This is a genomic window from Nocardia sp. NPDC058176, from assembly GCF_042883805.1.
Classification (GTDB): Bacteria; Actinomycetota; Actinomycetes; order Mycobacteriales; family Mycobacteriaceae; genus Nocardia.
This window is the reverse complement of record NZ_JBHVVA010000008.1, coordinates 75,266-86,115: the sequence shown is the minus strand read 5'-3', so window position 1 is coordinate 86,115 and position 10,850 is coordinate 75,266. Positions and strand designations below refer to the sequence as shown.

The following is a 10,850-nucleotide window of genomic DNA, read 5'->3' as shown; positions in this document are numbered from 1 at the left end:
CCCCGGCGCGCGGTTTGTGGGCGGTTTTTGTTTCGTTTCTTTTTAAAATTTCGGGGCGGGTGTGGGGGGGGACCTCCCTGGGCGCGAACCTCGAGCGCGCCAGCGCTCCAATAAATCTGTCGGTGGTCGCGCCTAGCATTGTTCGAGGGGGTTCATGTCCGGTCGGCGGATGACGATGGAGAAGGGATTCACCAGGTGGCGGAACGCCTCACTGTGCGCGGAGCTCGGGAACACAACCTGAAGGGTGTGGACCTCGATCTGCCGCGCGACAGCCTGATCGTGTTCACCGGTCTGTCCGGTTCCGGGAAGTCGAGCCTGGCGTTCGACACGATCTTCGCCGAGGGGCAGCGTCGCTATGTCGAGTCGCTGTCGGCCTACGCGCGACAGTTCCTCGGGCAGATGGACAAGCCCGATGTCGACTTCATCGAGGGTCTCTCGCCCGCGGTGTCGATCGACCAGAAGTCGACCAACCGCAATCCGCGGTCCACGGTCGGCACCATCACCGAGGTCTACGACTACCTGCGCCTGCTCTATGCCCGCGCGGGGACACCGCACTGCCCGGTGTGTGGCGAGCTGATCGCCAAGCAGACCCCGCAGCAGATCGTCGACCAGGTGCTCGCGATGGACGAGGGCCTGAAGTTCCAGGTGCTCGCGCCGGTGGTGCGTACCCGCAAGGGTGAGTTCGTCGACCTGTTCGACCAGCTCAAGACCCAGGGTTACTCGCGTGTACGGGTCGATGGCGTGGTGTATCCGCTCACCGATCCGCCGAAACTGAAGAAGCAGGAGAAGCACGACGTCGAGGTCGTGGTCGACCGGCTCTCGGTCAAGGCGGCGTCCAAGCAGCGGCTCACCGACTCGATCGAGACGGCGTTGCGGCTGGCCGACGGCATCGTTGTGCTCGATTTCGTCGACCGCGACGAGCACGCCCACGATCGTGAACGGCGCTTCTCCGAGCGGCTGGCCTGCCCGAACGGTCACCCGCTCGACATCGAGGATCTCGAGCCCCGCTCGTTCTCGTTCAACTCGCCCTACGGCGCCTGCCCCGACTGCACCGGCCTCGGCATCCGCAAGGAGGTCGATCCGGAGCTGGTGGTTCCCGATCCGGAGCTGAGCCTGGCCGAGGGCGCGATCGCGCCGTGGTCGCGCGGGCAGACCGCGGAGTACTTCAACCGGCTGCTGTCCGGCCTGGCCGAGGCGATCGGTTTCTCGATGGACACCGCGTGGCGCGACCTGCCCGCCAAGGCCCGCAAGGCGGTGCTCGAGGGCAGCTCCGATCAGGTGCACGTGTCCTACACCAACCGCTACGGCCGCAAGCGCTCCTACTACGCCGATTTCGAGGGCGTGATGCCGTTCCTGCAGCGGCGGATGGAGAACACCGAGTCCGAGCAGATGAAGGAGCACTACGACGGCTACATGCGCGATGTGGCCTGCCCGGTCTGCAACGGTTCCCGGTTGCGCCCGGAGATCCTGGCGGTCACCCTGGCCGCCGACGGCACCGACAAGTCGATCGCCGAGGTCAGCGACCTGTCCATCGGCGACTGCGCGAACTTCCTCAACGCGTTGACGCTGGGGGAGCGCGAGGCCGCGATCGCCGGTCAGGTGCTCAAGGAGATCCAGGCCAGGCTCGGCTTCCTGCTCGATGTCGGCCTGGAATACCTCACGCTCTCGCGCGCCGCGGCGACCCTGTCCGGTGGTGAGGCGCAGCGCATCCGGCTGGCCACCCAGATCGGATCGGGGCTGGTCGGCGTGCTGTATGTGCTCGACGAGCCCTCGATCGGCCTGCACCAGCGCGACAACCGCAGGCTCATCGAGACGCTGCTGCGGTTGAAGAAGCTGGGCAACACCCTGATCGTGGTCGAACACGACGAGGACACCATCCGCGCCTCGGACTGGGTGGTCGACATCGGCCCGCTGGCCGGTGAGCACGGCGGCCGCGTGGTGCACAGCGGTCCGTACGCCGAACTGCTCACCGAGCCCGAATCCCTCACCGGCGCTTACCTTTCCGGCCGGGAGCAGATCGAGGTGCCGATGGTGCGCCGCCCGATCGACAAGAAGCGCAAGCTCACCGTCGTCGGCGCCACCGAACACAACCTGCAGGGCATCGACGTGGCGTTCCCGCTGGGTGTGCTCACCGCGGTCACCGGCGTCTCCGGATCGGGCAAGTCGACCCTGGTCAACGACATCCTGGCCACCGTTCTGGCGAACAAGCTCAACGGTGCCCGCCAGGTGCCGGGCCGCCACACCAGGATCAACGGCCTGGACAACCTGGACAAGCTGGTCCAGGTCGACCAGTCGCCGATCGGGCGCACCCCGCGCTCGAACCCGGCCACCTACACCGGCGTCTTCGACAAGATCCGCACCCTGTTCGCCTCCACCACCGAGGCCAAGGTCCGCGGCTACCAGCCGGGCCGGTTCTCGTTCAACGTCAAGGGCGGGCGCTGCGAGGCGTGCTCGGGCGACGGCACGCTCAAGATCGAGATGAACTTCCTGCCCGATGTCTACGTCCCGTGCGAGGTCTGCCACGGCGCCCGGTACAACCGGGAGACCCTGGAGGTGCACTACAAGGGCAAGACCATCGCCGAGGTGCTGGACATGCCGATCGACGAGGCCGCCGAGTTCTTCCAGCCGGTCACCTCGATCCACCGCTATCTCAAGACCCTGGTCGAGGTCGGGCTCGGGTACGTGCGCCTCGGTCAGAGCGCGCCGACGCTGTCGGGCGGTGAGGCCCAGCGTGTGAAACTGGCGGCCGAGCTGCAGAAGCGCTCGATGGGCCGGACCGTCTACATCCTCGACGAGCCGACCACCGGCCTGCACTTCGAGGACATCCGCAAGCTGCTCAAGGTGATCAACGGCCTGGTCGACAAGGGCAACACGGTGATCGTCATCGAGCACAACCTCGATGTCATCAAGACCTCGGACTGGGTCGTCGACATGGGCCCCGAGGGCGGTTCCGGTGGTGGCACCGTGGTCGCGACCGGCACGCCGGAGGACGTGGCGCGGGCCTCGGCCAGCTACACCGGACAGTTCCTCAAGGAGGTGCTCGCGGCACCGGCACCGGTGAAACCGGCCAGGAAGGCAGCGGCGAAGAAGGCGGCCGACAAGGCCGCTCCGGCGGCGAAGAAGGCACCGGCGGAGACCGCGGCGGCCAAGCGCCTGGCCCGAAAGGCGGCAGCGCTGCGCTGAGCGCGGATAGGGTCCGGTGGGGACTTTCCGAAAACGCTACGAAGTGAAACAGGCGTATGTAACATTCGCCTCACTCTGTCCGGAAAACCGGTCAGTAGCGATTGTCGACCGGCAGCCGGTGGCATCTCGCGCCCGTGGGCGGCGTGACTCGCCGGTGCCGGGCAGTACGAAAGGAACGTCCCCATGGATGGCGAAATCCCCACGGACCTCATCGCGATGGTTCTGGCCCTTCTCAGCGGGGGGTCCTCGCTGGCGTACACGCCCACCCCGCCGTCCGCCTGAGCCCGGCGGAATCGAAAGGAACTCTCTGATGGATACCGGAAGCGCCGGCCTCGCCGAAATCTTCTCCGCCATCGCCCAGGCGCTGACCTCGGGCTCGGCCATCTCGGTCACCCCGGGCACCCCGCCCGCCTGAGCGGCGACCCTCTCTCCCCAGACGACAAGATCCGCCGGCGCACTGCGCGTCGGCGGATCTTCTCGTTCGTCCGAATCGGGTCAGTGCACCGGGCCGGTGTACTTCTCGCCCGGCCCCTGCCCCGGCGCGTCCGGCACCGAGGAGGCCTCGCGGAACGCGCGCTGCAGCGCCTGCAGGCCCTCGCGGATCGGTCCGGCGTGCGGGCCGAGGTACTCCACCGACGAGGTGACCAGCCCGGCCAGCGCCGTGATCACCCGGCGCGCCTCGTCCAGGTCGACGCCCGCGCCGGAGTTCGGGCTGTCCTCGGCCAGTCCCAGCTTCTCCGCGGCCGAGCTCATCAGCATCACGGCCGCCCGGCTGATCACCTCGACGGCGGGGATGTCGGCCAGGTCGCGCACAGGGGGATCGAGCTCGTCAGTCATGCTGATCAGGCTAAGCGAGGCGTTCGCGCCCCGATCGCGCCAGGGCCGATTCGGCGATAGCCGAATGCGATGCTAGACTTTCCGCTGACGACCGCCCCTGGTTGTGTCATGCGACCTGGGGCAGATAAGTGGAGCCCGACTCCCACCGTTTCCCGGCGAGCAATCGTATTGGACAAACGGTCCCGGTCACCCACCCGATGTGGCGGGTTTCCCGCGTGCCTGGCACGCGGGGGTCGACACCGAGCTCGCGAGGGCATCGGCTGTGGGCGATCGGTCGACATCGGGCCCCGTGGCGGAGAAATACCGCACCGGGGCTTTCGTGTTGAAACAGGGGTTGCAGTTATTGCGTGCGGTCGTTATGACGACACCGCTTGACCTAGGAGGCCCCATCAGCACTGAGACCCGCATCAACGATCGCATCCGTGTTCCCGAGGTCCGTCTCATCGGACCCGGCGGCGAACAGGTTGGGATCGTGCGTGTTGAAGATGCACTACGCGTCGCGCTCGAAGCCGATCTCGACCTCGTCGAGGTGGCACCCGATGCCCGTCCGCCGGTCTGCAAGATCATGGACTACGGCAAGTTCAAGTACGAGACCGCGCAGAAGGCGCGCGAGTCCCGGAAGAACCAGGTCCAGACCGTGATCAAGGAGCAGAAGCTCCGCCCGAAGATCGACGATCACGACTACGAGACCAAGAAGCGTAACGTGGTGCGCTTCCTCGAGGCCGGCTCCAAGGTCAAGGTCACGATCATGTTCCGTGGTCGTGAGCAGTCCCGGCCCGAGCTCGGTTTCCGGCTGCTTCAGCGTCTGGGCTCCGACGTCGCCGATCTCGGTTTCGTCGAGACCTCGGCCAAGCAGGACGGCCGCAACATGACCATGGTCCTCGCCCCCCACAAGGGCGCGAAGACGCGGGTGAAGGCCCAGCAGGACTCGGCCCCGGCAGCACGTCCGCAGCCGGCCGGTCCCGCGAGCGCCGAACCGGCTGCGACGGTCACGCCGACCGCGCCCGCCGAGCCGGCCGCGCCGGTGGAGCAGGCTCCGCCGGCCGACCCGCAGTAACACCGATCTCAACGACTAGATAGAGGAATCCATGCCGAAGAACAAGACCCACAGCGGCGCCAAGAAGCGATTCAAGGTGACCGGCCGGGGCAAGCTGCTTCGCGAGCAGGCGAACCGTCGCCACCTCCTGGAGCACAAGTCCTCTCGCCGGACTCGTCGTCTGGAAGGCACGGAGTCCGTTGCCGACGTCGACGCCCCCCGCGTGAAGCGGCTGCTCGGTCTCGCCTGATTTCCGGCACGACCGTCGCATCCTGACGATTCCGCGGCCGGGATAACCGGACGCCGACAACTACCGAACTCGGGCGCCGCCGCGCCCCCAGATGATCAAGGACTACCAAAGTGGCACGCGTCAAAAGGGCCGTCAACGCTCAGAAGAAGCGCCGTTCCATCCTCGAGGCCTCCAAGGGCTACCGGGGCCAGCGTTCGCGCCTGTACCGCAAGGCCAAGGAGCAGCAGCTCCACTCGCTGACCTACGCCTACCGCGACCGCAAGGCGCGCAAGGGTGACTTCCGCAAGCTGTGGATCGCTCGGATCAACGCCGCCGCGCGTCTGAACGACATCACCTACAACCGCTTCATCCAGGGCCTCAAGGCCGCCGGTGTCGAGGTGGACCGCAAGATCCTGGCCGAGCTCGCCGTCTCCGACGCCGAGGCCTTCGCCGGTCTCGTCGCTGTCGCCAAGGCCGCGCTGCCCGCCGACGTCAACGCCCCGGCCTCGGCTGCCTGAGCTTGACGCACAGCGATCTGTCGGAACGACCCGTGGACGCGCTCTCCGAGCGCAATCCACGGGTCGTTTCCGCTGTCAAGCTCCAGCGCGCGGCCAATCGCCGCAAGTCCGGCCGCTTCCTGGCCGAGGGCGCCAATGCCGTGGCCGCCGCGTTGGAGACCGGCCGCGTCCACGAGCTGTTCTATTCGCTCGGCGCCGCCGAACGCGAGACCGCGCTGATCGCGGGTGCCGCCGCCGACGGCGTGCGCACCACGCTGGTCGGTGACCGGGCCGCCGAGCATCTCGGCGAGACCGTCACCGCGCCCGGCCTGGTCGCGGTCTGCGAGCTGGTCGACGTCCGGTTGGCCGAGATCCTCGACCGCGGCCCGCGCATGCTCGCCGTCCCCGTCGAGATCGCCGAGCCCGGCAACGCGGGCACGCTGATCCGGGTCGCCGACGCGGTCGGCGCCGACGGCGTGGTCCTGGCGGGCGAGACCGTCGACCCGCACAACGGCAAGTGCGTGCGTGCCAGCGCGGGCAGCCTGTTCCACGTGCCGATCGCCCGCGGCCGCGACATCACCGCCACCCTCGACGCGATCTCCGCCGCGGGCGTGACGATCCTGGCCACCGCCGCGAACGGCGAGGTCGACCTCGATGCCGCCGACGACATTCTCACCGGCCCGGTCGCCTGGCTGTTCGGCAACGAGGCGCACGGGCTGGACCCGGCCGTGGCCGCTCGTGCCGATCACCGCATCCGCATTCCCATCCACGGCCGCGCCGAGAGCCTGAATCTGGCCGCAGCGGCGGCGATCTGCCTCTACGCGAGCGCCCGCGTGCAGCACGCGAAGTAGTCGCGCCGCCTCAGCACGGGTCGACGGCGTCCTTGATGTCGTCGAGGATCTCGGTGGCCCAGGGCGGCGTGAGCGCGTCGCTGCCCGCCACCTGCATCGCGGTCATGATCGTCAGCAGCATGCCGGTGGAGATGAAGCGGCGTGACTGTTCGGTGTCGGCGCCGGTGAGTTCGCCGACCAGCCGGTAGATGCGCCCGAACCGTTCCCGCATGTGCTCGCCGATGGCCGGATCGCCGCTGGCGGCGGCGCCGTGCAGCAGCACCAGCGGCAGTTCCCGTTCGGCCAGGAAGGTGTCGTAGCCGATGCCGAGCGCGCGCAAGGCTTCCGTGGTGTCGGCCTCGGGTGCGATCTCGGCGTCGCGGAACACCGCCTCGATCCGGCTCGACACCTCGTGCAGGCAGGCGATGAACAGCTGCTGCTTGGTGCCGAACAGGCGGATCACATAGGGCTGCGACACGCCGGCACGGCGCGCGATCTCGTCGGTTTTCGTTGCGGCATAACCGGATTCGGCGAAGGCCTGGACCGCGGCCTCCAGCACCTGCGCACTGCGTTCGGACGCGGTCATCCGGGTTCTCGTCGTGCCGCCCATGCGGTGCCCGCCTCCTCGAAAAGCGCCGTTGCCTCTTGACATGTTATCAGTCGATGCATAACCATGGGCGTGGTAGTTATCAGTGAATAACAACAAGGGCTGGTCATGACTCAGACACTCGAACCCGGCGATCCACCCATCGTCGAAGCGCCACCGTCGAACGGGGCGAAGAACAAGCCGGTCGGTGCGGTCATCGCGGCCGTCGGCATTCCGATGTTCATGGTGACCTTGGACAACCTCGTCGTCACCAACGCGCTTCCGGTGATCAAAGCCGAACTGGGAGCGTCACTTTCGGACCTGCAATGGTTCATCAACGCCTACACGCTGTCGTTCGCGGCACTGCTGCTGTCGGCCTCGGCGCTCGGTGACCGGATCGGCCGGCGCCGGGTGTTCCTGTTCGGTATCGGCATCTTCGTCGTCGCCTCGGCCGCCTGTGCGCTGGCCACCGAACCGTGGATGCTCATCGCGGCCAGGGCCGTGCAGGGCGCCGGTGGTGCGGCCGTGATGCCGCTGTCGCTGACCCTGCTCGCCGCCGCGGTTCCCGAGCGGATGCGCAGCGCCGCGATCGGCATCTGGGGCGGCATCGCCGGGCTGGGTGTCGCGGTCGGTCCGGTGGTCGGCGGCGCGGTCGTCGACGGGCTGAACTGGCAGTGGATCTTCTGGCTCAACGTCCCGATCGGGCTGCTCGCCCTGCCGTTCGCGGTGCGTATGCTGTCCGAATCACGCGGCACCGCACGGCGACTCGATCTGCTCGGTCTGCTGCTGTCCGCCGGTGGCGTGCTGGCGGTGGTGTGGGGCGTCATCCACGGTGGTGAAGACGGCTGGACCACGCCGAAGGTGCTCGTGGCGCTGATCGGTGGTGCGGCCCTGCTGGTCGGTTTCGTCGCCTGGGAGGCGCGGGTCATCGATCCGATGCTGCCGCTGCGCATGTTCCGGTCGCGCGGCCTGAGCCTGAGCTTCATCGTCTCGTTCGCCTTCTCGGCGGGCGTGTTCGGCGCGATCTTCCTGCTGGCCCAGTTCTTCCAGGTGGTGCAGGGCTACACGCCGCTGGAATCGGGCATCCGCACCTTGCCGTGGACGATGGTGCCGATGGTCGTCGCGCCACTGGCCGGACTGATCGTCGACCGCGTCGGCCCCCGGGTGCTCATCGCCTCCGGCCAGGTCCTGCTCGCGATCGCGCTGGCCTGGATGGCGCTGATCACCGGCACCGACGTCGCCTACGGTTCCTTCGTCGCCCCCTTCGTCCTCGGCGGCATCGGCATGGGCCTGACCTTCGGCCCCTCCGCCACCATCGTCATGGCCAGCGCCTCCACCGCCGACCAGGGAATGGCCTCCGGCATCAACAGCACCGTCCGCGAAGTGGGCGTCGCCATGGGCATCGCCGTCCTCGCCTCGGTCTTCGCCTCCCGCGGCTCCTACACCGACCCCCAGGCCTACGTAGACGGCCTCATCCCCGCCGTCTGGGTCGGCGCAGCCCTGGTCGCGGTCGCCGCCGCCTTCGCCGCCTTCCTGCCCGCCCACATCCGCCAAACCACCTGACCTGACCAGCCGACGGCCCGCCCGCCCCACCCGGCGCGCGGGCCGTCGTCGCTCCGCGTCCGCGAGCTCACCGCGACCCGACTGCCATCGCCATGCCGGGCACGGCCACGACCTGCTGCGGATCGTCGTACACGATCACCCCCGGTGCATCGGAATCCAGCCGCTCCCAGGTGATCCCGTGCGCATCGAGGATGGCGAGGTAGCCGCTGACCCGGTCGATCATCGGCAGCGCGGTCGACTTGAACCACGCGACGGCACCCGGATGACGCTCGCGGTCGTAGACCCGCGGATCCACCGCGCCCGGATCCACCAGATGCGCGGCGAACCAATCATTGCCACTGCGGCGGAATCGCTCCTGCACGTGAGTGAGCCGCCCCGCCTCCGCCAAGCCGTTCACCAAGGCGAAGACGCCGGGGATTCGGCCGTGCCGGTTGGGCTCGACACCTTGGAACCGCACATACAACCGCCGGACCGAAGGCTCGGACCGCCGGTCCGGCACCGCGCGCCGGCTCACCCGATCCCACCCGGTCGGCCCGGTCCCGGATCGGGGTAGGTATCCGGCTGCGCGCACAACCCCGCCACACGGGGGAAGGGGCGGCTACGGACAGGCCGGACGCCGAGTCGGCAGAGGGCGAGGCCGCTGCCCGGGGTGGTGCGGCGGCGTTGGGGTGGGGTGGAGTAGGTCTGTTCCGGCATCGAGTGGTCCTGTTCTCGAGTCGAACACGCTGATGTGTTTGATCGGTTGGACGGGGCGCGGGGGCGTTCGGTTCCCACGAATTTCCGGGGGTGGGGGAATCAGTGGGGTGACCGGTCTGACCTGGACTTGTTGGTCGGTGTGGGGACCATTGACCGGCTCATAGCACGGGGGTGGGCGCGTCGCCGGTAATCCGGATGAATCGCGCGAACCCGATCCCATAGGATTTGTGCAGCACCGATGCGGGTTGGCAATGACGCGCCCGTGAACCGATCCCCAGGGGAGAGTCGAGAAGATCGTGGCCGACGACAACAGTGGAGTCGAGCAGAACGCCAAGCTGTCCGAGGAGGCCCTCGCGGCCGCGGCGGCGGAGGCCGAGAAGGCGTTCGCGGCGGCGGCTGATCTGGACGCGCTGGCGGTCGCCAAGACCGAGTACATCGGCGGCAAGTCGCCGATCGCGCTGGCGCAGCGTGAGCTGGGCAGCCTGCCCAAGGAGGAGAAGGCCGACGCGGGCAAGCGGGTCAACGTCGCGCGCAAGCGGGTGTCGGAGGCGTTCGACGCGCGCCGCGCCGCCTTGCTCGAGCAGCGCGATCAGGCCGTGCTGGTGGCCGAGAAGATCGACGTCACGTTGCCCGCCCGCCGGGCCGCCGTCGGCGCTCGTCACCCGATCACCGTCATCTCCGAGCAGATCGCCGACGTGTTCGTCGCGATGGGCTGGGAGGTCGCCGAGGGTCCCGAGGTCGAGACCGAGCACTTCAACTTCGACGCGCTGAACTTCCTGCCCGATCATCCGGCGCGCACCATGCAGGACACCTTCCACATCGCCCCGGAGGGTTCGCGCCAGGTGCTGCGCACGCACACCTCCCCGGTGCAGGTGCGCTCGATGCTGGAGCGCGAGCTGCCGATCTACGTCGTGTGCCCCGGCCGCACCTTCCGCACCGACGAACTCGACGCCACCCACACCCCGGTGTTCTCCCAGGTGGAGGGTCTGGCGATCGACAAGGGCCTCACCATGGCGCACCTGCGCGGCACCCTGGACGGTTTCGCACGCGCCCTGTTCGGTCCCGACACCCGAACCCGTATGCGCCCCAACTACTTCCCGTTCACCGAACCCTCGGCCGAGGTCGACGTGTGGTTCCCGGACAAGAAGGGCGGCGCGGGCTGGGTCGAGTGGGGCGGCTGCGGCATGGTCAACCCGAAGGTGCTGATCGCCTCCGGTATCGACCCCGAGGTGTACTCCGGGTTCGCGTTCGGCATGGGCATGGAGCGCACCCTGCAGTTCCGCAACGGCATCCCGGACATGCGCGACATCGTCGAGGGCGACGTGCGGTTCACGCTGCCCTTCGGTATCCGGTCCTGAGCGACAACCCCTTTCGACACAGAGAGCGAAACGTC

At 68.3% G+C, this 10,850-nt stretch carries 10 protein-coding genes; 7 read left to right on the top strand and 3 right to left on the bottom strand.

Going from position 1 to position 10,850, the window contains the following annotated elements:
* The first annotated feature begins 195 nt into the window (after positions 1-195).
* Positions 196-3,183 carry an excinuclease ABC subunit UvrA gene (gene uvrA / locus ACFVVM_RS30105; protein WP_387625208.1) on the top strand — a complete coding sequence of 996 codons (2,988 nt, stop codon included), beginning with the start codon at positions 196-198 and terminating at the stop codon, positions 3,181-3,183.
* Between the two features lie 495 nt (positions 3,184-3,678).
* Here uvrA and ACFVVM_RS30100 read toward each other — a convergent pair whose 3' ends face one another.
* On the bottom strand, positions 3,679-4,020 hold the full coding sequence (locus tag ACFVVM_RS30100) for a DUF1844 domain-containing protein (protein ID WP_387625206.1): 342 nt from the start codon (positions 4,018-4,020) through the stop codon (positions 3,679-3,681).
* Between the two features lie 358 nt (positions 4,021-4,378).
* On the opposite strand from ACFVVM_RS30100, the gene infC reads away from it, so the two are divergent.
* The 4 genes from infC (at position 4,379) to ACFVVM_RS30080 (ending at position 6,633) form a co-directional block, all read left to right on the top strand.
* Entirely contained in the window at positions 4,379-5,077 is a 699-nt protein-coding gene (infC, locus tag ACFVVM_RS30095) for a translation initiation factor IF-3 (protein WP_387625456.1), read from the top strand.
* A 31-nt stretch (positions 5,078-5,108) separates the two neighbouring features.
* Positions 5,109-5,306, top strand: a complete 198-nt coding sequence (rpmI, locus tag ACFVVM_RS30090) for a 50S ribosomal protein L35 (RefSeq protein WP_067498539.1) — start codon at positions 5,109-5,111, stop codon at positions 5,304-5,306.
* Between the two features lie 110 nt (positions 5,307-5,416).
* The gene (rplT, locus tag ACFVVM_RS30085) at positions 5,417-5,803 is read left to right on the top strand and encodes a 50S ribosomal protein L20 (RefSeq protein ID WP_067498536.1); all 387 of its coding nucleotides are present in this window, start codon (positions 5,417-5,419) and stop codon (positions 5,801-5,803) included.
* Positions 5,804-5,835: 32 nt separating this feature from the next.
* A complete protein-coding gene (locus ACFVVM_RS30080) occupies positions 5,836-6,633 on the top strand; it encodes a TrmH family RNA methyltransferase (RefSeq protein ID WP_387625203.1) in 798 nt (265 codons plus the stop codon).
* Between the two features lie 10 nt (positions 6,634-6,643).
* Here the strand turns inward: ACFVVM_RS30080 and ACFVVM_RS30075 are convergent, their stop codons facing one another.
* A complete protein-coding gene (locus tag ACFVVM_RS30075) occupies positions 6,644-7,198 on the bottom strand; it encodes a TetR/AcrR family transcriptional regulator (RefSeq protein WP_387625201.1) in 555 nt (184 codons plus the stop codon).
* A 129-nt stretch (positions 7,199-7,327) separates the two neighbouring features.
* Here ACFVVM_RS30075 and ACFVVM_RS30070 point away from each other — a divergent pair, with 129 nt between their 5' ends.
* Positions 7,328-8,761: an MFS transporter gene (locus ACFVVM_RS30070; RefSeq protein ID WP_387625199.1), complete on the top strand. Its 1,434-nt coding sequence runs from the start codon at positions 7,328-7,330 to the stop codon at positions 8,759-8,761.
* A gap of 67 nt (positions 8,762-8,828) precedes the next feature.
* Here ACFVVM_RS30070 and ACFVVM_RS30065 read toward each other — a convergent pair whose 3' ends face one another.
* Positions 8,829-9,275, bottom strand: coding sequence for a hypothetical protein (locus ACFVVM_RS30065; protein ID WP_387625198.1), 447 nt, complete (start codon positions 9,273-9,275; stop codon positions 8,829-8,831).
* Positions 9,276-9,753: 478 nt separating this feature from the next.
* On the opposite strand from ACFVVM_RS30065, the gene pheS reads away from it, so the two are divergent.
* On the top strand, positions 9,754-10,815 hold the full coding sequence (gene pheS / locus ACFVVM_RS30060) for a phenylalanine--tRNA ligase subunit alpha (protein ID WP_387625196.1): 1,062 nt from the start codon (positions 9,754-9,756) through the stop codon (positions 10,813-10,815).
* Positions 10,816-10,850 lie beyond the last annotated feature (35 nt).

Bases quoted from the DNA above. Each gene is read 5' to 3' on its own strand.
- ACFVVM_RS30100 (WP_387625206.1), bottom strand. From the start codon at position 4,020: ATGACTGACGAGCTCGATCCCCCTGTGCGCGACCTGGCCGACATCCCC.
- infC (WP_387625456.1), top strand. From the start codon at position 4,379: ATGACGACACCGCTTGACCTAGGAGGCCCCATCAGCACTGAGACCCGC.
- rpmI (WP_067498539.1), top strand. From the start codon at position 5,109: ATGCCGAAGAACAAGACCCACAGCGGCGCCAAGAAGCGATTCAAGGTG.
- ACFVVM_RS30075 (WP_387625201.1), bottom strand. From the start codon at position 7,198: ATGACCGCGTCCGAACGCAGTGCGCAGGTGCTGGAGGCCGCGGTCCAG.
- ACFVVM_RS30070 (WP_387625199.1), top strand. From the start codon at position 7,328: ATGACTCAGACACTCGAACCCGGCGATCCACCCATCGTCGAAGCGCCA.